Source organism: Kribbella sp. NPDC048928, from assembly GCF_043197975.1.
Taxonomy (GTDB): Bacteria; Actinomycetota; Actinomycetes; order Propionibacteriales; family Kribbellaceae; genus Kribbella.
The window spans coordinates 882691-901969 of record NZ_JBICUC010000002.1; the positions used below are offsets into that span (position 1 = coordinate 882691).

General features: G+C 68.9%; 22 protein-coding genes. 11 read left to right on the forward strand and 11 right to left on the reverse strand.

Annotated features, from left to right (window positions below):
* Positions 1-35 precede the first annotated feature (35 nt).
* Both ACGFI6_RS11215 and ACGFI6_RS11220 read left to right on the forward strand, forming a co-directional pair.
* A complete protein-coding gene (locus ACGFI6_RS11215) occupies positions 36-560 on the forward strand; it encodes an NADPH-dependent FMN reductase (protein ID WP_393117299.1) in 525 nt (174 codons plus the stop codon).
* Positions 561-693: 133 nt separating this feature from the next.
* Positions 694-1698 (forward strand): LLM class flavin-dependent oxidoreductase, encoded by a 1005-nt coding sequence (locus ACGFI6_RS11220; protein WP_393117300.1) that lies wholly within the window; start codon positions 694-696, stop codon positions 1696-1698.
* A 62-nt stretch (positions 1699-1760) separates the two neighbouring features.
* Here the strand turns inward: ACGFI6_RS11220 and ACGFI6_RS11225 are convergent, their stop codons facing one another.
* The gene (locus ACGFI6_RS11225; RefSeq protein ID WP_393117302.1) at positions 1761-2303 is read right to left on the reverse strand and encodes an Lrp/AsnC family transcriptional regulator; all 543 of its coding nucleotides are present in this window, start codon (positions 2301-2303) and stop codon (positions 1761-1763) included.
* A 132-nt stretch (positions 2304-2435) separates the two neighbouring features.
* On the opposite strand from ACGFI6_RS11225, the gene ACGFI6_RS11230 reads away from it, so the two are divergent.
* The 4 genes from ACGFI6_RS11230 (at position 2436) to ACGFI6_RS11245 (ending at position 5223) form a co-directional block, all read left to right on the forward strand.
* Positions 2436-3581 carry a trans-sulfuration enzyme family protein gene (locus tag ACGFI6_RS11230; RefSeq protein WP_393117304.1) on the forward strand — a complete coding sequence of 382 codons (1146 nt, stop codon included), beginning with the start codon at positions 2436-2438 and terminating at the stop codon, positions 3579-3581.
* Between the two features lie 102 nt (positions 3582-3683).
* Positions 3684-4040 carry a helix-turn-helix domain-containing protein gene (locus tag ACGFI6_RS11235; protein WP_393117306.1) on the forward strand — a complete coding sequence of 119 codons (357 nt, stop codon included), beginning with the start codon at positions 3684-3686 and terminating at the stop codon, positions 4038-4040.
* A gap of 44 nt (positions 4041-4084) precedes the next feature.
* Entirely contained in the window at positions 4085-4834 is a 750-nt protein-coding gene (locus tag ACGFI6_RS11240) for a phosphotransferase family protein (RefSeq protein WP_393117308.1), read from the forward strand.
* Positions 4831-5223 carry a GNAT family N-acetyltransferase gene (locus ACGFI6_RS11245; RefSeq protein WP_393117310.1) on the forward strand — a complete coding sequence of 131 codons (393 nt, stop codon included), beginning with the start codon at positions 4831-4833 and terminating at the stop codon, positions 5221-5223. The genes ACGFI6_RS11240 and ACGFI6_RS11245 overlap by 4 nt, the downstream gene beginning before the upstream one ends.
* On the opposite strand, the gene ACGFI6_RS11250 is transcribed toward ACGFI6_RS11245, so the two are convergent.
* Positions 5210-6085 (reverse strand): hypothetical protein, encoded by an 876-nt coding sequence (locus ACGFI6_RS11250; RefSeq protein WP_393117312.1) that lies wholly within the window; start codon positions 6083-6085, stop codon positions 5210-5212. The genes ACGFI6_RS11245 and ACGFI6_RS11250 overlap by 14 nt on opposite strands.
* A 95-nt stretch (positions 6086-6180) precedes the next feature.
* Here ACGFI6_RS11250 and ACGFI6_RS11255 point away from each other — a divergent pair, with 95 nt between their 5' ends.
* Positions 6181-7365 carry an MFS transporter gene (locus ACGFI6_RS11255; RefSeq protein ID WP_393117314.1) on the forward strand — a complete coding sequence of 395 codons (1185 nt, stop codon included), beginning with the start codon at positions 6181-6183 and terminating at the stop codon, positions 7363-7365.
* Here ACGFI6_RS11255 and ACGFI6_RS11260 read toward each other — a convergent pair.
* Positions 7362-8048, reverse strand: coding sequence for a TetR/AcrR family transcriptional regulator (locus ACGFI6_RS11260; protein WP_393117316.1), 687 nt, complete (start codon positions 8046-8048; stop codon positions 7362-7364). The genes ACGFI6_RS11255 and ACGFI6_RS11260 overlap by 4 nt on opposite strands.
* Before the next feature lie 48 nt (positions 8049-8096).
* On the opposite strand from ACGFI6_RS11260, the gene ACGFI6_RS11265 reads away from it, so the two are divergent.
* Positions 8097-9008 (forward strand): SDR family oxidoreductase, encoded by a 912-nt coding sequence (locus tag ACGFI6_RS11265; protein WP_393117318.1) that lies wholly within the window; start codon positions 8097-8099, stop codon positions 9006-9008.
* 30 nt (positions 9009-9038) lie between these two features.
* On the opposite strand, the gene ACGFI6_RS11270 is transcribed toward ACGFI6_RS11265, so the two are convergent.
* Positions 9039-9917, reverse strand: a complete 879-nt coding sequence (locus tag ACGFI6_RS11270) for an MBL fold metallo-hydrolase (RefSeq protein ID WP_393118112.1) — start codon at positions 9915-9917, stop codon at positions 9039-9041.
* 388 nt (positions 9918-10305) lie between these two features.
* Positions 10306-10899 carry a LysE/ArgO family amino acid transporter gene (locus ACGFI6_RS11275; RefSeq protein WP_393117320.1) on the reverse strand — a complete coding sequence of 198 codons (594 nt, stop codon included), beginning with the start codon at positions 10897-10899 and terminating at the stop codon, positions 10306-10308.
* A 74-nt stretch (positions 10900-10973) separates the two neighbouring features.
* Between ACGFI6_RS11275 and ACGFI6_RS11280 the strand changes: the two genes are divergently transcribed.
* A complete protein-coding gene (locus tag ACGFI6_RS11280; protein ID WP_393117321.1) occupies positions 10974-11900 on the forward strand; it encodes a LysR family transcriptional regulator ArgP in 927 nt (308 codons plus the stop codon).
* Here the strand turns inward: ACGFI6_RS11280 and ACGFI6_RS11285 are convergent.
* Positions 11812-13032, reverse strand: a complete 1221-nt coding sequence (locus ACGFI6_RS11285; RefSeq protein WP_393117323.1) for an FAD-dependent monooxygenase — start codon at positions 13030-13032, stop codon at positions 11812-11814. The genes ACGFI6_RS11280 and ACGFI6_RS11285 overlap by 89 nt on opposite strands.
* A gap of 101 nt (positions 13033-13133) precedes the next feature.
* On the opposite strand from ACGFI6_RS11285, the gene ACGFI6_RS11290 reads away from it, so the two are divergent.
* A complete protein-coding gene (locus ACGFI6_RS11290; protein ID WP_393117325.1) occupies positions 13134-13784 on the forward strand; it encodes a TetR/AcrR family transcriptional regulator in 651 nt (216 codons plus the stop codon).
* Positions 13785-13791: 7 nt separating this feature from the next.
* On the opposite strand, the gene ACGFI6_RS11295 is transcribed toward ACGFI6_RS11290, so the two are convergent.
* The gene (locus tag ACGFI6_RS11295) at positions 13792-14631 is read right to left on the reverse strand and encodes a hypothetical protein (RefSeq protein WP_393117327.1); all 840 of its coding nucleotides are present in this window, start codon (positions 14629-14631) and stop codon (positions 13792-13794) included.
* A complete protein-coding gene (locus ACGFI6_RS11300; protein ID WP_393117329.1) occupies positions 14628-15134 on the reverse strand; it encodes a GNAT family N-acetyltransferase in 507 nt (168 codons plus the stop codon). Before ACGFI6_RS11300 ends, ACGFI6_RS11295 begins: the two co-directional genes overlap by 4 nt.
* A 64-nt stretch (positions 15135-15198) precedes the next feature.
* Between ACGFI6_RS11300 and ACGFI6_RS11305 the strand changes: the two genes are divergently transcribed.
* Positions 15199-16302 (forward strand): calcium:proton antiporter, encoded by a 1104-nt coding sequence (locus tag ACGFI6_RS11305; protein ID WP_393117331.1) that lies wholly within the window; start codon positions 15199-15201, stop codon positions 16300-16302.
* Here ACGFI6_RS11305 and ACGFI6_RS11310 read toward each other — a convergent pair.
* The 3 genes from ACGFI6_RS11310 to ACGFI6_RS11320 form a co-directional block, all read right to left on the reverse strand.
* Positions 16268-17707: an ankyrin repeat domain-containing protein gene (locus ACGFI6_RS11310; RefSeq protein WP_393117332.1), complete on the reverse strand. Its 1440-nt coding sequence runs from the start codon at positions 17705-17707 to the stop codon at positions 16268-16270. The genes ACGFI6_RS11305 and ACGFI6_RS11310 overlap by 35 nt on opposite strands.
* 142 nt (positions 17708-17849) lie before the next feature.
* Complete coding sequence (locus ACGFI6_RS11315; RefSeq protein WP_393117334.1) at positions 17850-18209, reverse strand: YybH family protein; 360 nt, start codon at positions 18207-18209, stop codon at positions 17850-17852.
* A complete protein-coding gene (locus tag ACGFI6_RS11320; RefSeq protein WP_393117336.1) occupies positions 18206-19243 on the reverse strand; it encodes an amidohydrolase family protein in 1038 nt (345 codons plus the stop codon). The genes ACGFI6_RS11315 and ACGFI6_RS11320 overlap by 4 nt, the downstream gene beginning before the upstream one ends.
* Between the last annotated feature and the right edge of the window lie 36 nt (positions 19244-19279).

Here is a 19279-nt window from a genome sequence, read left to right on the forward strand (position 1 = left end):
CCTGAAGTCTTGTTGAGGTATTAGCGTCCGGAGGCGTGACTGTTCATCCGCTCCGGCTGGTCGTGCTGACGCGCAATCTCGACGTGGGGCGGTTCGGGACGTCGGTGACCGGGTGGTTCGTGCGTGAGGTCGAGCGGGCGGACGAGTTCAAGCTCGACCTGATCGATCTCAGCCGGACGCCACTCGAGGCCCTGCCGGCGCGGATCGAGGACGCGGACGCGGTGATGATCGTCACGGCCGAGTACAACCACGCGTATCCGGGTGACGTGAAGACCGCGATCGACTGCGTTCGCCGGCCCTGGTACGCGAAGCCGGTCGGGTTCGTCGTGTACGGCGGGCGTTCCGGCGGACTGCGCGCGGCCGAGCAGCTCCGGCTGGTCTTCGGCGAGCTGCACGCGATGCCGATCCGCGACAGCCTCGGCTTCCGCGAGGAGGACTTCGCCGACGGCGAGCCGGTGGACCCGACCACGTCCGCCGCTGCGGCCGCACTCCTCCGCCAGCTCGCCTGGTGGGCCCGCGCACTCCGCGACGCCCGCGCAACCACGCCCTACCCGGCCTAGCTGTACCGCCACGCAGGCAGAACCCCCGTTTTCGGCCCTTGAACGCCCCAAAACCACCACTTCTGCCTGCCTGGCGATCCACCGGAATACGTTCCGGCGTCGAGCGGTTGCCGTGAAGGTGACCGCAGACCCGATGCCCCTGTCCGTGCTCGACCTCTCGCCGGTGCCGACGGGCACGCGGCCGTCGGAGGCGCTGCACGAGACGATCGAGCTGGCCCGCACTGCCGAGGCGGCCGGCTACCACCGGTTCTGGCTGGCGGAGCACCACAACATCCGCAGCGTGGTGAGCACGAGCCCCGAGGTGATGATCGCGGCGGTCGCGGCGGCGACGTCGACGATCCGCGTTGGATCCGGCGGCATCATGCTGCCGAACCACTCCCCGCTCAAGGTGGCCGAGACGTTCCGTGTCCTCGGTGGGCTGTACCCGGACCGCATCGACCTCGGCATCGGGCGTGCACCCGGTACCGACCAGCGCACCGCGCTCGCGCTGCGCCGCAGCCGGGAGGCGCTCGGCGCGGACGACTTCACCGAGCAGTACGCCGAGCTTCGCGCGTACGCCGAGGGATTCCCGGCCGGGCATCCGTTCGAGCCGATCAGCGCGCAGCCGGACGACGTACCGCTGCCGCCGGTGTGGATCCTCGGTTCCAGCACGTACGGCGGTCAGGCGGCTGCCGCGCTCGGTACCGGGTTCGCGTACGCGGGGCACTTCGGGACGCTCGATCCGGCCGGGGTGATCTCGGCGTACAAGACGAACTTCCAGCGCTTCGAGCACGGTGGTGAACCGCACGCGATCCTCGCGCTGGCCGCGATCGTCGCCGAGACCGAGGAACGCGCCGCGCAACTCGCCCGCGCCAACGCGCTCTCCACGTTGCGCCTGCGCTCCGGCCGCCCGGGCCCGCTCCCGTCGCCGGAAGAGGCAGCCGCGTACCCGTGGTCCGAGGCCGAGGAGGCCGCGATCGAGGAATGGACCGGCCTGGTCACCGTCGGTACGCCGGAGCAGGTCGCCGCCGAGCTCCGCCGCAAGGCGAACAACGCCGGCGCGGACGAACTCATCATCACCACGAACATTCACAACCCCGCCGAACGCCGCCAGTCCTTCCAGTTGCTCGCAAACGCCTGGAACCTGAAGCCCCGCTGATCGGCGGATCTGTACCACTCACCAACCCCCACCGCGTGGCCGCGATGCCGCTCGGCTGAGCGTCAGCGGCGCGCTGAGCGCGGTGTGCGCGAGGTTGGTGAGTGCTGGACGTCCGGTGTCCCGAGGACGTGTTCGAAGATCAGGCTGGTTTCGGCGTGGCTGACCGCGGGGTCTGCGGTCAGGTGGTCGAGGACGAACTCGCGGAGCCCGTCGGGGGTCGCCGCGGAGACATGCAGCAGGTAGTCGTTGGCGCCGCTGACGTGGAAGAGCGAGAGCACGCCGGGCAGCGTCGGGACCTTCGCGCGGAAGCGGTTGATCTCGTCGCGGGAGTGCGCGCCGATCCGGATCGCGATCATCGCCTGCAGCGGCTGACCGAGCGCCGCCAGGTCTACGTCGGCGTGGAAGCCGCGGATCACCCCGCGTTCGCGTAACGAGCGGACGCGGGTCAGGCACGTCGACGGCGCGATCCCGACGGCGTCGGCGAGCGCGTTGTTCGGCATCCGGCCGTCGGCCGTGAGCAGCTCGACCAGCCTCCGGTCGACGTCGTCGAGCCCTTCGGGAGCCGGTCGCGGAGCCGGTCCCGGGCTCCGACGATCCTTCGGCATGCCCTCACTCTAGAGCCCATCCACAGAATCCACAGCGTGTGGATGACCCTGTGGACGAATTTTCTTCGGAACTCTTGCGTCTGACCGCAGAAGATTCCACAGTCGCCTGAAGTTATCCACAGGGAGGCGACGATGCTGGACACCCGTGCCGTGCACGCCGGACGCGACGACCTGGCCGCCCTCGGCGTCCACGTCCCGCCGATCGACCTGTCCACCACGTACCCGCTGCCGGGCGTCGACGCCGGCGGCGCGTCGTACGACGAACTCGCGCAGGGCCGCGGCCCGGACGGCGGGAGCCTCGTCTACCAGCGCCTGTGGAACCCGAACGTCGCCCGCTTCGAAGACGCGCTCGCCGAACTCGAGCAGACCGACGGCGCGGTCGCCTTCGGCTCCGGCATGGCCGCTTTGACCGCGTGCCTGCTCGCGTCCGTCACCGCGGGCCGTCCACACGTGGTCGCCGTACGGCCCCTGTACGGCGGCACCGACCACTTGTTGTCCACAGGCCTCCTGGGGACAACTGTCACGTACGCCGAACCGAGCGAGGTCGCCGCCGCGATCCGCCCGGACACCGGCCTGGTGATCGTCGAGACGCCGGCCAACCCGACCGTCGACCTCGTCGACATCCGGTACGTCGCGAACGCGGCCGGCGACGTACCGCTGCTTGTGGACAACACCTTCGCCACCCCGGTGCTGCAGCAGCCGGCCACCCACGGGGCGAGCCTGGTGTTGCACTCGGCAACCAAGTACCTCGGCGGCCATGGCGACGTTATGGGTGGCGTCGTCGCGGCCGGCGTGGAGTGGGTCGGCCGGCTCCGGCAGATCCGCGCTGTGACAGGTGGCCTGCTGCACCCGCTGGCGGCGTACGAACTGCACCGGGGACTGCAGACGCTGCCACTGCGAGTACGGGCGCAGCAGGCGACCGCCATCAAGGTCGCGGACTGGCTCTCCGCGCAACCGACCGTCGAACGGGTGTACTACCCGGGCCTGAACGACCCGGCCGGGCTGATCGGTCGCCAGCAGGCGGGCCCCGGAGCGGTGCTCGCGTTCACGCTCACGGGCGGTTTCGAGGCGGCGGCCCGAGTGGCGAGCAGCCTGAAGCTCATCACCCACGCAGTCTCACTGGGCGGCGTGGACACCCTCATCCAGCACCCGGCCGCGCTTACCCATCGCCTGGTCGCATCCGAGGCCAAGCCGACCGACGCCCTACTACGCCTGAGCCTTGGTCTGGAGGACGCCGAGGACCTGACGACCGACCTCCGGAACGCCCTCGAGCGCTGATTCTGCGCAGGGCAGAACGTCTGCTCAGGGCAGATCCGGGGCGGCGGACCGGTCCGGGGTGGCACACTCGGTACAGGACATCCGGAGCGAGGAGGGCCAGACGTGTTGCTACGCCAGGTGATCGGAAACGTGTTCCGTCGGCTGCGGCGCGAGCGGGGCATCACGCTGCGTGAGCTCGCCGAGCTGGCCCAGGTGTCGGTGCCGTACCTGTCCGAGATCGAGCGCGGCCGCAAGGAGCCGTCGTCGGAGATCCTGGCCGCGATCTGCCGGGCGCTCGAGCTCGAGCTCACCGACCTGCTGACCGAGGTGCAGTTCGACCTGACGACCGCGGTCCGGTCCACGCTCCCGGTTCGCCTCCAGACCGCGGCGATCCGCGTCGAGGACGGCTCCGCGCGGCGCATCCCGTCCGGCCCGCGCGCCTACTCCGCCACCGCCGTGGCGTACACGCTCGTCGCCTAGAAAAATCGGTCCCACCGGGCGGGCGATGTCTCTAGCCTGACCTGGTGACTCACCTGAAGCGCCGGGCGCCTGCAGTACCGGGGTCGATCCCGGATGTCCTGAAGATGTTCGAATCCGAGGTGCGCTTCTATCGCGAGGTCGCGCCGTACGTCGGCGTTCGCGTGCCGGAGTGCTATCGGGCGGAGGCCGGTCCCGACGGGACGCTGCTCGAGCTCGAGGACCTGTCCGCGTGGACGCCCGGCGCGGAACCGGCGGCCGGCGCCCGCGCGCTTCGAGGCCTCCACGATCGCTGGGCGGGTGCAGCGCTCGAGCGGTGGCCGTGGCTGCGGCCGATCGGAGCCGGCGAGGACCTGATCGCGGAGCTGTACGACTCCACCTGGCCCGCGCTGGCCGAGCGCCACGACCTGAGCGCGCCGGTCCGGGACTTCGGCGCGAGCCTCGTCGGGCGGGTCCAGGAGGTCGACGTGGCGGTCGCGTCCGCCGGCGTACTGACTTTGGCGCACGGCGACGCCTCCGCGCAGAACCTGCGGACCGGGCCAGGCGGCGAGGTCGCGTTCCTCGACTGGGAGGACGTGTCGGCGGCTCCCGGCGTACTGGATCTCGGCTGGTTCCTGGTGTCGTCCGTGGAGCCGGCACGGTGGGCGGAGGCGTTGGAGGCGTACGGCGCGGTGGACGGGCTCGCCACGGTGCTGCCTTCGGTGATGGTGCAGGGCTATCTGAGTTTGTCCGACCTGCCCGACGGCGACGGCGCGGCGTGGAACGCCCGGCTCGAAGCCGCGGTGGGGGTGCTGTGAAGTACGTCGTGCGGTTCGCGGTGGACGATCGGGAGCTGTCGGCGTTGCATGCGGCCGCGTTCGAGGGCGAGCTGGAGGTGGAGCCGTGGGCGGAACGGCTGGAGCGGTGGGCGCTGACCTGGGTCGGTGCCTTTAGCAACGATCAGCTGGTCGGGTTCGTGCAGGTGTGCTGGGACGGTGGTGCGCACGCATTCGTGCTCGACACCGCAGTACACCCGGACCACGGCCGGCGCGGCATCGGCAAGCACCTCGTACTGACCGCCGCCGAGGAGGCTCGCAAGGCCGGGTGCGAATGGCTGCATGTCGACTTCGAGCCGCACCTGACCACGTTCTACCTCGATGCCTGCGGCTTTCGCGCGACGGATGCGGGCCTGCTCAAGCTCCGATAGCCGTGAGGCGTTCGGTCGAGATGCAGGACGTCAGGCAGCGCTCCTTCGCGTCGCCGAGCAGGTCGGCGGTCCACGTGGTGAAGCCGCCGTCGCCGAGTCCTTCGCCGTCACGGGCGATGCCGAGCCCCGTACCGGCGTAGTAGTTCGCGCTCTTGGTGCGCTCGGTGTCCTCGGTGAACGGGACGCCGAGCGCGGGACGGACAGTGTCCTCGATCCGCTCCCGCAGTGCGGACTCTTTGAACGCGGTGAACGTGAGCTCGGCCTTGTCGCCCAGTACGGCGTGCCAGAACCGCAGGTGCTCGATCAGCAACTCCGTCTCAGTCCGGCACGAACCGGTGTCGCGCGCGCTCGACACCAGCGCGAACAGCTCGAAATGCGCGGACATCCCCGGACCGTCGAAGGGTTGCGCGCGGACCACGCGCTGACAGGCCGCCAGGTGTACGCGGTCCTGCCCGGCACGCCGTCGTACGGCGGCCTCGATCGCCAGTTCGTTGGTGGGATCACTGGCCACCTCGGTACCGCGGATCGTGCTGACAACCTGGTGCTGGTTGATCGGCGCGATCGCCGAACAGGTCCCCAGCGGCGCGACCGGCGACAACTGAACCGCCGCGAAGGCGTCCGGGAGCAGGCCCCACAGTCGCTGCTGTGTCTGCACCAGCTCCCGCGGATCGGCAGCGGACGGCGCCACGAACCGGTCCTGCGTCCACCGCTGCAGCAGACGCGCGGGCTTCACCGCCGCGGCACGCTCGCGGGTCACGTCCAGCAGGACGGACTGCAGCTCGGACTGGCTCAGTCCGTTGACGAGGGCGTCCCGGCTGCCGTCCGGCAGCTTCGCCCAGAACCGTTCGCTGACATCTCCCATCGCCCTACTGTGACGGATATTTCAGCTGAACCGCGCCTGATTTATGCAGTATCGTCGACAGCATGAAACCGCACCTTTGACGCTCCGGCCGCGGGTTGAGTGCCAGGATCATCGCCTTCGAGGCGTTGCACGACTTCATCCCGCTCTATCCGCTGTATCAGCTGCTGTTCACCGATCACGGGCTGACGGCTGCGCAGATCTCGACGTTGTTCGTGATCTGGTCCGCGACCGGCTTCGTGTTCGAGGTGCCGTCCGGCGCCTGGGCGGACAGCTACTCGCGGCGCAAGCTGCTGATTCTCGGTGCTCTGCTCAGCGGTCTCGGGTACGCGGTCTGGATCGCCTTGCCGTCGTACGCCGGATTCGCGGCCGGCTTCGTGTTGTGGGGCGTGTCGTCGGCGCTGATGTCCGGTACCTACGAGGCCTTCGTGTACGACGAACTGGCCGCCCGCGAGCGCACCGCGCACTACCCCACGCTGCTGGGTCGCGCCCGTTCCGCGTCGTTCGTGATGAACCTCGCGGCGACTGCGCTCGCGGCACCGCTGTTCCACGTCGGTGGGTACGTGTTGGCCGGCGTGGTCAGCGTTCTGAGCTGCGTTGCGCAGGCCGGTGTCGCGTGGTCGTTGCCGGAGGCCCGTGCAGTCGAGGTCGCCGAGGTCACGGGCGCGCGGGCGGTGGTCGGCAGCTACTTGCACATGTTGCGCGCGGGCGTGTCCGAGGTGACGACGAGTCGACTCGTACGGCGGGCTGTCCTGCTGGTCGCGCTGTTGGGCGGGTTCCTGGCGTTCGACGAATACTTCCCGTTGCTCGCTCGCGACACCGGTGCGGCGACCGGCGTGATCCCGTTGCTGATCGCGGGAACCGTTGCGGCGCAGGCGATCGGCGGCGCGCTCGCGGGTCCGGCATATAAGTTGCCCGCAGCAACGTTCGCGAGTGGTCTGGTGCTGACCGCCGTACTGATCGCCGTTGGCGCGCTCAGCGGATCGGCGTGGGGGTTCCTGCCGATCGCGATCGGGTACGGCGTCATGCAACTGGTGATCGTGGTGTCGGAGGCGCGGCTGCAGGACGCGATCACCGGTCCCGCGCGGGCGACCGTGACGTCGGTGTCCGGACTGTTCTCCGAGGTGTCCGCGATCGCGGTGTACGGAGGGTTCGCGATCGGGTCGGTGTGGTTCACGATGTCGATCCTGGTCGCGGCGCTGACTGTCCCAGTGCTGCTGACGGCGTTCGTCGTACCCGCCGCACTGCCGGCGCCGCGCAGTCCGGCGACGGCTGAAACCTAGTCTGCTTGTCGCGCGAGGCCGGCGACCAGGATGTTGAGTCCGGCTTCGAACCCGCTGTCGAAGTCGTAGGCGAGGCCGTCCTCGCCCAGTTCGTTGACGATCCGGGTCAGCATCGGCGCCCTGCCCTCCGGCAGGTTGCTCACCCGGGACAGCAGGTCGGGGGCAAGCTCGAAGGTCTCGCCCTGGACGGACGTCTCGCCGAGAGTGAAGCCGTGGATGAAGTCGACCAGCGTGTTCGCGGCTTCGAAGATCTGCCGCGGTGTCAGCCCGGCGCGGTCGAGGGCGCGGTAGAACGGCTCCATCGTCACGACCACGACGTCCGACACTGCGGACGTGTCCGACAGCACCTGCAGTGCGAGATTCGGGTGCGCGCGCAGTCCGTCTCGGTAAGCGCGGGCGGCTGCCTTCAGTTGCTCATCCCAGGGCACCGCGTCGCCGGGGTCGGGCAACTCCAGTCCGGCGAACACGAGTTCGGCGAGGCCGGCCAGCACGGCGGCCTTGTTCGGCAGGTGGTGGTACAGCGACATCGGGTTGACCTGCAGCGTCGCCGCGAGTCGCCGCATGGTCAGCCCGTCGATGCCCTCGTCGTCGACGATCCGCAGCGCGGCGGTGAGGATCGCCTGCCGGCTGAGCCGCTCCTCCCCCGCGCGTGGACGCCCGGAGCGCTTGCCGACGTTAACCATACGCCGTATGGTACATAATCGTACAACGTATGGATAAAGGAGCGTGGCATGCAGTCGTTGGCGGGGAAGGTGGCGTTGGTCGCCGGGGCGACCCGGGCGGCCGGGCGTGGAATCGCGGTCGAGCTCGGCGCGGCCGGCGCGACCGTGTACGTGACCGGGCGTAGCACTCGGGCGCAGCGGTCGGAGATGGATCGTCCGGAGACGATCGAGGAGACGGCCGAGCTCGTCGACAAGGCCGGTGGCCACGGCATCGCCGTACCGGTGGATCATCTGGATCCCGCACAGGTGCAGTCGCTCGTCGCGCGGATCGAGGAGGAGCAGGGCGCGCTCCACGTACTGGTCAACGACATCTGGGGACAGCACGGTGAGCCCGAGTGGGACAAGACCGTGTGGGAGAGCGACCTCGACGGCGGGTTGCGGTTGCTGCAGCTGGGCGTGAATACGCATGCGATCACCGCGCACTATGCGCTGCCGTTGCTGATCAAGTCGCCCGGCGGTCTGGTGGTCGAGATGACTGACGGGACGAACGAGTACAACGCGGACAACTACCGGGTGTCGTTCTTCTACGACGTCGCCAAAGGTGTGGTCGGCCGGATCGCGTTCGCGCTGGCGCACGAGTTGGACAAGTACGAGGCGACCTCCGTACTGCTGTCGCCGGGGTGGTTGCGGTCCGAGGCGATGCTCGAAGGGTTCGGCGTCCGCGAGGACAACTGGCGGGACGCGACGGCACAGGTCCCGCACTTTGCGATCTCCGAGAGCCCGTCGTACGTCGGTCGCGCGGTCGCGGCGCTTGCGGCCGATCCCGACGTACGGCGATGGAACGGGAAGTCGACCTCGAGCGGTGAACTCGCGCAGCTCTACGGCTTCACGGATCTGGACGGCAGTCGCCCGGACGCCTGGCGGTACATCGTCGAGGTCGAGAGCGCCGGAAAGCCCGCAGACACAACCGGCTACCGCTGAAGCACGTACGGCCTCGCCGGTCCTTACGGATTAGAGCTGGTACGGCGGGCAGATCTCGTCGCCGGTGCCTGCGGAGGTGACTGGCTCGGCTGTTGACGACAGCGCGGCGTGCGGATGCGCGGCGGCGATCGGGATCCCCAGCGTGGCCGCCAACGCCAGCACCTCACGGCGCGAGGTCACGGCCGTCGCCGGATCCTGCTCATAGACGTACGTGAGCTCGGGCCAGCGCGCTTGCGCGGGATGCACCAGCACGTCACCGCCCAGCAAGGCCCGTTCGGTCACCACGGACTGATGCCCCGGCGTATGACCCGGCGTCGGCAGCAACCGCACGCCCCGCAGCGCCGTCTCGCCGTCGACCACTCGCAACTGGCCGGCCTCCTCGATCGGACGGATGCGACTCGCGTACGTCGACCCGCTGCGCGTGTGCTCAACCTCGTCCCGCTGCACGACGTACTCCGCCCGCAGGAACGCCGGCCGCACCCCGTCGGACATCCACCCCACGTGATCCAGATGTACATGCGTCACCACAACCGCATCGACGTCCTCCACCGCCACACCCACCTGCTGCAACAACTGAGGCAACCGCCCACTCACCCCCAACCACTCAGCCGCCTCCCCACCCGCCGGCCCAACCCCCGCATCGACCAGCACCACCCCGTCGTCCCCCACCACCAAGTAACTATGAAAATGCAGCAACCACCCACGCTCGGTCGCTCCAGGCGCAGAAGCTCCACCCCGAACATTCCCAGGCACCACCCGCCGAACCCATTCCCCCTCCCGACTCCCCCACCCAGGAAAAGCCTCCCCCACCCCCTCAGGAAAAACCGCCACCGCATCACACAACACCGTCACATCCACGGGTTGATCCTCTCCCATCCCGCCGGGAATCCCATCTCCAACGGGCCCCATCCGCACGCGGACAGCTCGACGGTGATCAACGCACAGACGCCAGTGATCGGCTGCGAGGTGAATGTGTGCCTGTGGATCTCCACTCGCGTTGAGGGTTCTCTGCTGGTGTACGAGCGAAGAACCCACCAGAGCAGCGGATGTCCACTCTTCTGACGCAGGTGTGGGCGCGCGCCTGCCGGGCCTTCGACCTGTCGACGCCGGATGTGGGCCGTAGTGCCTCACGTTTTGTCGGGTCGTGGATTGTGGCGGCGAAATGCGACCGATTGCAGGCTCGATCCACGACTCGGCGATCCGGGGTCCGGCCAAACGCCACGACTCGGCGCCATGGCGAGGGGGACGGGGAGGGGAGGGGGATCAGCATCCACGGATCTGTCAGGAGAGCCGGATGTCAGAGGAGGAGGTAGGTGGCGAGGGTTGTCATTAGGAGGGTTATGGCTGTGTCGAGGAGGCGCCAGGCGCGGGGGTGGGCGAAGAGGGGGGTTAGGTTGCGGGAGAAGAAGCCCAGGGCGAAGAACCAGGTGAAGCTGGCGGTTACGGCGCCTAGGCCGTAGAGCCAGCGGTTGTTGGTGCCTTGCTGGTTGGCCAGGGAACCCAGGAGTACGACGGTGTCCAGGTAGACGTGCGGATTGAGGTACGTGAAGCCCAGGCATGCGAGGACGACAGTGCGGAGCGCCGCGGGAGCGTGGTCGGCGGGGGTGATGGCGCCGGGTTTGAATGCGCGCTTGGCGGCGAGGAAAGCGTACGAGTAGAGGAACGCTGCGCCGCCGTACTTCGCGATGTCCAGGGCGAGTTGGCTGCGGGTGAGGAGTGCGCCGAGGCCGACGATGCCGCTCGTGATCAGTACTGCGTCGGACAGTGCACAGGTCAGTACGACCGGCAGGACGTGCTCGCGGCGGAGACCCTGGCGGAGGACGAACGCGTTCTGGGCGCCGATCGCGACGATCAGGGACAGCGACGTGACGAAGCCGGCGAGGAGGGGCATGTCTTCGACGGTAAGGACCTTGAGCCGCTCCAAACCAGCTAAAGATTCTGACGCACCATTAGGATTGCTTCATCATGCAGTTCGACTCGGTGCAGCTCGAGACGTTCGTGGCGGTCCTCGACGAGGGCAGCTTCGACGCGGCTGCGCGTCGGCTCAGTGTGACGCCGTCCGCGGTCAGTCAACGGATCAAGGCGTTGGAGAGCCGCCTCGGTCAGGTCGTGGTGATGCGCGGCAAGCCGGCCCGGGCGACCGCGGCGGGGGAGGCGCTGCTCCGGCTCGCGCGGCAGGTCGCTCTGCTCGAGCTCGAGGCGATCGCGGCCGTCCGCGGCACGATCGATGCGCAACGCATCCCGCTCGCCGTGAACGCGGACTCGCTGAACAACTGGTTTCTGCCCGCGATGCTCGACCTGTCCCGTACGCACGACGCGCGATTCCTCGTGCACCAGGAGGATGAGGAGCACTCGGCCGAGTACCTGCGCAACGGCACCGTCCTCGCCGCAGTCACCGCCGACCCGCGGCCGGTGCAGGGCTGCCGGGTCGTACCGCTCGGCAAGATGCGCTACCTCCCGCTCGCAACTCCGGAGTACGCCGAACGCTGGTTGACCGGCAAACCGTTGCCGGAGGCACTGGCTGCGGCGCCGATGGTGGTGTTCAACGAGAAAGACGTGCTGCAGCACCGACTGGTCCGCAAGGTCACGCGGCGCAAGCTGGATCCGCCGTCGCACGCGATCCCGGCGTCGGCCCCGTTCCACGAGGCCGTCCGGATCGGGCTCGGCTGGGGGATGATCGAGGATCAGGTCGCCGGACCCGAGCTCGCCGCGGGCCGTCTGGTAGAGGTTGCCCCAGGCAAGTACATCGACGTGCCGCTGTACTGGCAGCACTGGAAGCTCGAGTCCGGCGTCCTCGACGCGCTCACGGCCGCGGTGCTGCGGGCCGCGAAGGCAGGCCTTCGGACGGTGACGCAGCGTACGCCCTCAGCTCGATCGCGTTCCCGACCTTGAGCGACATGTCGCGGATCACGTTCCGCCACGGCAGGTAGGGCATCATCCGGAACATCAGGTTCCGCAGCACGGTGAATCGCTTGCTCGCCGGGATGAACCATCTCGCCCCGTCGACGCCCTGCTTCTGGCACGCCTCCACGAAGTCCCTCATCCGTACGTCGTACAGCCCGAACGCCGCGCCGTGATCGCCGTCGGCCGCGTGCAGCTCGCCGGCCAGTACGTACGCTCCCACGATCGCGAGGCTCGTACCCATCCCGGACAGCGGCGAAGCGCAGTACCCGGCGTCTCCGCACAATGCGACGCGACCGCGTGACCAGCTGTCCAGCTTGATCTGGCTGATCGAGTCGAAGTAGAAGTCCGGCGCGGTCCGCAGCCCGTCCAGCAGCCGCGGCACCTCCCAGCCGATCCCCTCGAACTGCTGCTCGACGATCGCCTTCTGTGCTGCGGCGTCGCGCCGGTCGTAGGTCAGCGGATCGGAGGTGAAGTAGAACAATGCCTTCGCCTCGGTGTTGTCGTGGGCGCTGTACGTACCGACGGTCTTGCCCGGTACGTTCAAGATCTGCCCGGTGTGGTCGAGGCCGAGGTGGTTCTCGACGGTGCAGACCGAGGCGTAGTACCCGAGGTCGTGGATGTACGACGACTCCGGCCCGAACGCGAGCCGCCGTACGTTCGAATGCAGGCCGTCCGCGCCGATCACGAGGTCGAACCGCCGCTGCGTACCGCTGTCGAAGACCACGTCGACACCCGAGCCGTCCTGCGTCAGCTCCGCGATCGAGTCGTTGAATACGTATTCCGTCGTGTCGCGGGTGAGGTCGTACAGGATCTCGACGAGGTCGCCGCGAAGGATCTCGAGTTCGCCGCTGAACGCCTCGACGGAGGTCGTCGCCGTGTTCTTGCCGGCCTCGTTCACGTACGTCATCGCGCCCATCCGGGTGGCACGCTCCTGGACCGCGGACAGGATGCCCATCCGCTCCAGCACAGTCATCGACGCCCCGCGGAAGTCGACCGCGTAGCCGCCGGGACGGGGCGCCGGCGCCCGCTCGACCACGGTCGTCTCGTACCCGTACCGCTGGAGCCAGTAGGCCAGCGCCGGACCCGCCACGCTCGCGCCTGAGATCAGAACCGTCGTCATCGTGCACCCCTCCGGAAGCTCGGTTGATGCGGTGACTGTACGACGGTCTTAGACGATTGTGCAAGACATATGTATGAGACGGTTGTGTTAGAGTGCGGGGCATGGGAAACCGCGAAGCCCTGGTCGAGGGTGCGAAGTCGTGTTTGCTGGAGAAGGGCTACGGCCGTACGACGGCGCGCGACATCGCGACCGCTGCCGGGGTCAGCCTGGCGGCGATCGGGTACCACTTCGGTTCGAAGGACGCCCTGCTGAATGAGGCGCTCCGCGAGCTCCTCATCAACGAGTGGGCGACCGAGGTCGCAGCCACGACGACAGACGCCGCCAGTACGACTGACGCGGGTACGACTGATGCGGGCGCGGAAGGTGCGGGCACGGGGCGGGCGGCTGCGCGGGTGCCTTACGAGCAGTTCGTGGGCACCTGGGGGCAGATCGCCGAGAGCCTGCAGAATCCGCGGATGCGGGCGCTGTGGACCGCTCAGTTCGAGGTGCTCAGTCTCGGGGGGAGCATGCCGGAGCTGGTCGCGGACCTGGCCAAGATGCAGGGCGAGGCGCGCGAAGGGCTCGCGCAACTGTTCGGCGGTGTCGGCCCGGATGCCGACCTCGAGGAGATTCAGGCGATCGGCTCACTGCTCCAGGCGATGCTGCTCGGTGTCGTCGCGCAGCGCATGTTCGATCCGGACAGCGCTCCGAGCGGCGACGAGCTCGCACGATCGCTGCGCGCGCTCGCCGATCGGATCAGTCCCCGCGCATAGCGATCGGTCAGTCCCAGCGCATGGCCATGGGGTTGTCGGGTGGGACCAGGCCGTCTGCCATCAGGACGGCACTCAAGGGGTGTACGAGGTCGTGCAGTTCGGTGGTCAGCTCGTCGCCGAGCGCCTGCCAGGCCTGGTCGGCGAGGGCGTCCGTGGTGTCCTCGACCTGCTGCCGCAGTGCGTGCCCGGCCGGCGTGAGGGCTCCGGAGGCGTCCAGCAGACCGCGCGTCCGGAGATCGTCTGAGGCCGCATCCCACTCCTCGTCGCTCCACCGCCGGCTGGCCTGGAAGACGGCCTTCGAAGGACCAGTCGCGGCCGAGATCGTCACGAGCGCCTGACAGGGACTGAGGCCGGCGGTGACGAGTGCCGCGACGTGCCCGTCGCCGCGTGACTCCCGCAGGATTGCGGTCGCCTGCCAGAGCGCGGTTCCAGGATCAGTTGGCCACTCCAACGATGCATTCGCCGCGGCGAGTGGTCGCCCGGCGATCGGTGCGAGCTCGGCGGCCTGCCGGGCGAGTGCCGCGGCCCGGTCGAACGGGGCGTCCGGGAACAGTCGACGTACGGCGCTGTCAACCGCCGCCAGGCGCGCGTCGAGGAGCTGGGCCGGGGTCGCGTAGCTCCACGCGTCCGGGAGTGAGCGCCCGACCATCGCCGGATGGAAGTTGTAGAACACCGCGGCCACGATCTCCGGTCCGACCGCCCCGAGCGGAGCAGCACGGCAGCCGAAGTAGCTCATCCACCCGCCCTTGAGCCCGAGCGCGTCGGTCGCCTTCCGCGTCTCAGGCGCGAAGTACGTGATCGCGTGAAACGGTTCGAGCGCTTTCCACATCTGGCGGGCGCGATTCATGTAAGCGGACGGTACATCACATGCAAGCCGACGTACCCGAGTTTGGGGTGGTCGAAGGTTTCGGGGACGGTGCCGGCAATCCGGAAGCCGAGGGCCTGCCAGAGGTGCACGGCGGGTTCGTTGGTCTCGACGACCGCGTTGAACTGGATCGAGCGGAAACCGGATCGTCCGGCCCAGGCGATCATGTCCTCGCAGAGCCGCCGGCCGACGCCGCGACCGCGGGCCTTGCCGTCGACCATGAAGCTCGCGCTGGAGACGTGCGCGCCCGGGCCGGGGCGGTTCGGGTACATGTTCGCGCTGCCGAGAACGGTGCCGTCGGCATCGACTGCGACCGTCGTCCGCGCCAGCGGAGAACTCGACGGCGACATCCACAGTGCCTCGGCCTGCTCCGAGGTGAGATCCGGGTCGTACGTGTACGTCTCGCGCGCCGTGACGATCTCGTGGAAGAACGGCCAGATCGCCGTCCAGTCCTCGGGCCGGGCGTCCCTGATGTCGATAGTCATTGGGAGAAGCATCACCCGCGATTCCCCCGATGCCAAGCCGATTCCCCGGATAGGCTGAGCGGGGATGACCGACTCTGTGATCCACGAGCTGCCGCGCTGGACGCTGGCAGTGCCGCCGCTCGCCTTCGTCGTCCTGGCCGCGACCTGGCATCGCAATCTCGGTGCGGTTCTGCTGATCCTGGTCTGTCTGGGGCTCGGCGCTGCGGTGATCGCGGCAGTGCACCACGCCGAGGTTGTCGCGCATCGGGTCGGCGAGCCGTTCGGTACGTTGATCCTCGCGCTCGCGGTGACAGTCATCGAGGTTGCACTCATCGTCACGCTGATGGCGTCCGGCGGCGACAAGGCCGCTTCGCTGGCCCGCGACACCGTGTTCGCCGCCGTGATGATCACCTCCAACGGCATCCTCGGGCTCGCACTCGTCGTCGGCTCGCTGCGGCACCGCGTGCAGGAGTTTCGCGTCCAGGCGTCGTACTCAGCTCTGACGGTGATGACCGCCCTGGTGACGCTCAGCCTCGTGGTGCCGACCTTCACCACGAGTGCGGAGGGGCCGCGCTTCAGCCCCGCGCAGCTCGCGTTCGCCGGTGTCACGTCGCTGGTTCTGTACGGCGTGTTCGTGTTCGTGCAGACGATCCGCCATCGGGACTACTTCCTGCCCGTCGCGCCGGACAGTGATGTCGACGAGGACGAGGATCAGCACGCGGCCGCACCGAGCACGAAGACCGCGGTCCTCAGCCTCGCACTGCTGTTCGTCTGCCTGATCTCGGTGGTCGGGCTGGCCAAGACCGTCTCGCCGAAGCTGGAGTCCGCGGTCGAGTCGGCCGGCGCGCCGTTGTCCGTGGTCGGTGTCGTGATCGCGTTGCTCGTCCTGCTGCCGGAGACGGTTGCCGCAGTACGCGCAGCACTGCGGAACCGTCTCCAGACCAGCCTCAACCTGGCCCTCGGGTCAGCGCTGGCCAGCATCGGCCTGACCATCCCCGCGATCGCCGTCGCCTCGATCTGGCTGAGCGGGCCGCTCGTCCTCGGGCTCGGCGGCAAGGAGATGGTGCTGTTCGCGCTGACCGTCGTGACCGCCATCATCACGCTCTCGACCGGCCGGGCGACCCTGTTGCAGGGCGCCGTTCACCTGGCGGTGTTCAGCGCGTTCCTGTTCCTCGCGGTAAGCCCCTGAGGTAGTCGGCCACCGCGTCCTGGTGGTTGTGTTCGGCCCAGCCCAGCGCGTTCCCGTGGTAGTTGAGGTCGCGCAGCTCCGGGTCGGCGCCGAGCTCGATCAGCTTCCGTACGGTCTCCAGGTGACCGTTCAGCGCGGCCCGATGGATCGGCGCGGTGCTGCCGTACAGCCGGCCGAGGTCGTACCCCAAGCGTTGCAGCGGCTCCATCGCCTCGGTCCTCCCGATCTCGGCGGCGCGTACCGGAAGGTGGCTGATGCGCGCCACCGCACGGGCGGCCAGCTCGGCGTCGACGTCGGGTGTCTCACCGCGCATTGCGGCGGCGTACACCTCGTGGACGTCGTCCAACGGTGCCGCACCGCGCGCCCGCAGCAGCTCCGCGATCTCCGTATGCCCTTGGACGGCGGCCAGCTCGTACGGACGTTCGCCGCCGAACGCCGGGTGCCGGGTGCCGGTGCCCTCCGGATCGGTGCCCTGGGCAAGGACCAGCTCGGCCCGGTGCAGCAGACCGGCCCAGGATGCGAACACCAACTCGTCCTCGAGCAATTGTTGCGGAGTGGGGTGTGCGGTCGTCATGCGTTCGTGCCACGGGCCTCCGTCACCGCGGCCGAGGCCGTACTCCAGCAGGAGTTCCAGATGCACATCGTCGTACGGCGGGGGACAGCCGGGACCGCAGTTGTACATGGTCTGGCTGTCGTTGGGGTCGGCGCCCGCGTCGAGCAGCAGCCGTGCAAGCTCGACTCGATGAAGGTGCGGTGGTTGATCACCCTCGCCGCGGCCGAAGACGCCGGTGATGGCCGTGAACGGTGACGGCATGCCCTGCCACAGGTAGCCGGCGTTCGGATCCGCGCCGTTCTCGAGCAGCCGGCGCGCGATCTCGAGCTGATGCGGCGCCTCGAGGCGGCTGTAGGTGAGATAGAGCAGCGGCTCCCAGCGGAACGGTCCGCCCTCGGTACTCGCTGCGGAGAAGTCGATCCCGTCCAGGTCTCCGGCGACCACCTGGGTGTAGATGTTGCTCTGGGCAACCTCTGGGAATCGCTCCAGGAGCTCGCGTGCGGATCGCTGCCGTGCCGGATCGTCCTGCCCGTAGTGCAGGGTCGCCAGCCGGAGGAACTCGTCGGCCCGCTGCTCCGGGGTCTCGAGCGGTCCACCGACGGACTGCCGGTGTGGCGAACGGCTGTAGTGATCGACCAGCTCCACGTGCCGCACGATCCGCGGCCAGCTGGGGAAGCCGTAGCTGCGGGCGATCACGAGCTGCGCGTCCGCCAGGTTCTGCACGGGATGGAACTCGTCGGCCAGCGCGGAGCTTTGGCCGCCGCGGACCTGTTTCAGCAGGGCTTTCGCCTGGCCGCGCAGATGGTCCAGGTTCGGGTCGTCCGGAAGACGTCGGGTCGGCATGGTCGGCATGGCCGACCTCCTCTCTACGAGCCTGCTGTCCGCATCGTCAGGCGAGAAAGGAGGTCAAACTGTGCACAGGGTGCAGCTCCTCAGGTGGGCTGAGCCCTTCCCGCGGACCGGTGGCACCCTGAGTGCCTACTCGAACAGTAGCTCACCGCGGCTTCTCCATCCACCACTCGGTGAACTCGTAGGCGCGGTCCTTCTCCATCCGGATCACCCACAGGTTGCTGAACTCGCCCGGCGGATTCGTCAGGTACGTCGTCCAGCCGCGGACGAACGCCACGCCGTCGCCGAACCCCAGTACCTCGTACTCGAACGTCGTCTCGCCCGGCGCGTCCGCGAGCTCGAGCCAGGCGTCCACGATCGCGTCCCGGCCGACCACCGGCGCCTCGTCCGGGCGCCGGTACATGGTCGCCTCCGCCGTCCAGAGCGCCGCGATGTCCTTGCGGTCGTTGGACTCCCACGCCTTCCGGTACTTCTGGACCCACCGGTCGAGGTCCCTCTCCTTCACCGGATCCGCCGGTTGCTGAGTACGACCGCGGCCGGCCGCGCCAGTACGTCGGGATGATCCCGCGGATCCGCCTCGTACGTGACGAGGTTGCCGGTCCCGGTGAGGCCGAGGAAGTCCTGCGCGCCGGTCGACGCGGCCGTGATGGCCTGCTCGACCGACAGTCCGTGCTTGACGAGCATGTCGATCTCGCCGGCGACCGTACCAACCACATCGGATCCGGTCAGTACGCGGACGCCGTACCGCTCGGCTAGTGGGAGGACCGAGGCGAGGTACGCCGACCGTCCTTCGCGCCGGGCCTTCTGTTCAGCAGTCTCGTTCGGGCTCGGGCTGACCGACGCGGACAGCGTCGGAGTCCAGGCACCTCCGCGCGCGCCCAGCGCCTCCAGGTCCCGCTCGGTGAGCGCCGTACCGTGTTCGACCGAGTCGATCCCCGCTTGGATCAGCCCGGTCACGTGGTCGGTGTTGACGTGCGCCGCGACGCGGGCGTTGCGGGAATGCGCAAGGTCGACCATCGCGGCGACCAGTTCGAGGTCGTACGTCGGGCTGATCTTGCTGCCCCGGATCGGGCCGTCCGGACCGACCTCCGGGAAGTCGCCGACCAGCTTGAGCCAGGTCGCTCCGTCGGCGATCTCGGCCTCGACCGCGGCGAGCAGGTCCTCCGGCGCGACCGGCTCGTAAGCCTGTGGGAAGTACGCGCCGGCCGGCGCGAGGAAGCGTCCGGCTGCGAGCACGAGCGGGCGGCCGTCATCCGCGTCCCGGGCGAGCCGCAGGGTGACGTCACGGTTGCCGCCGACGTCCCGGAGTGCGCTGACTCCGGCTCCGGCCAGCTCAGCCAGCCGATCGGCCGCGAAGTCCTCGCCACGCAGGACCGGTCCGTTCACCGTCGCGTCGAACGTCAGGTGGCAATGCGAGTCGACCAGCCCCGGTACGGCGTACCGGCCGGGCAACTGCTCTCCGGACGGATCCTGGCCGAACGTCAGGCGGGCGCTGTCCCCGGCGGGGAGGACGGTTCCTTCGAAGACCCAGGTCGTCATGACGCCATCCTGCCCCAGGGGAGATCCAGATCACGT

Coding starts and splice junctions, on each gene's coding strand:
- ACGFI6_RS11280 (WP_393117321.1), top strand. CDS start 10,974: ATGCAGTTCGACTCGGTGCAGCTCGAGACGTTCGTGGCGGTCCTCGAC.
- ACGFI6_RS11275 (WP_393117320.1), bottom strand. CDS start 10,899: ATGCCCCTCCTCGCCGGCTTCGTCACGTCGCTGTCCCTGATCGTCGCG.
- ACGFI6_RS11230 (WP_393117304.1), top strand. CDS start 2,436: ATGCTGGACACCCGTGCCGTGCACGCCGGACGCGACGACCTGGCCGCC.
- ACGFI6_RS11250 (WP_393117312.1), bottom strand. CDS start 6,085: ATGGGAGATGTCAGCGAACGGTTCTGGGCGAAGCTGCCGGACGGCAGC.
- ACGFI6_RS11305 (WP_393117331.1), top strand. CDS start 15,199: ATGACCGACTCTGTGATCCACGAGCTGCCGCGCTGGACGCTGGCAGTG.
- ACGFI6_RS11290 (WP_393117325.1), top strand. CDS start 13,134: ATGGGAAACCGCGAAGCCCTGGTCGAGGGTGCGAAGTCGTGTTTGCTG.
- ACGFI6_RS11320 (WP_393117336.1), bottom strand. CDS start 19,243: ATGACGACCTGGGTCTTCGAAGGAACCGTCCTCCCCGCCGGGGACAGC.
- ACGFI6_RS11295 (WP_393117327.1), bottom strand. CDS start 14,631: ATGAATCGCGCCCGCCAGATGTGGAAAGCGCTCGAACCGTTTCACGCG.
- ACGFI6_RS11300 (WP_393117329.1), bottom strand. CDS start 15,134: ATGACTATCGACATCAGGGACGCCCGGCCCGAGGACTGGACGGCGATC.
- ACGFI6_RS11285 (WP_393117323.1), bottom strand. CDS start 13,032: ATGACGACGGTTCTGATCTCAGGCGCGAGCGTGGCGGGTCCGGCGCTG.
- ACGFI6_RS11270 (WP_393118112.1), bottom strand. CDS start 9,917: ATGGGGCCCGTTGGAGATGGGATTCCCGGCGGGATGGGAGAGGATCAA.
- ACGFI6_RS11225 (WP_393117302.1), bottom strand. CDS start 2,303: ATGCCGAAGGATCGTCGGAGCCCGGGACCGGCTCCGCGACCGGCTCCC.
- ACGFI6_RS11260 (WP_393117316.1), bottom strand. CDS start 8,048: ATGGTTAACGTCGGCAAGCGCTCCGGGCGTCCACGCGCGGGGGAGGAG.
- ACGFI6_RS11310 (WP_393117332.1), bottom strand. CDS start 17,707: ATGCCGACCATGCCGACCCGACGTCTTCCGGACGACCCGAACCTGGAC.
- ACGFI6_RS11265 (WP_393117318.1), top strand. CDS start 8,097: ATGCAGTCGTTGGCGGGGAAGGTGGCGTTGGTCGCCGGGGCGACCCGG.
- ACGFI6_RS11220 (WP_393117300.1), top strand. CDS start 694: ATGCCCCTGTCCGTGCTCGACCTCTCGCCGGTGCCGACGGGCACGCGG.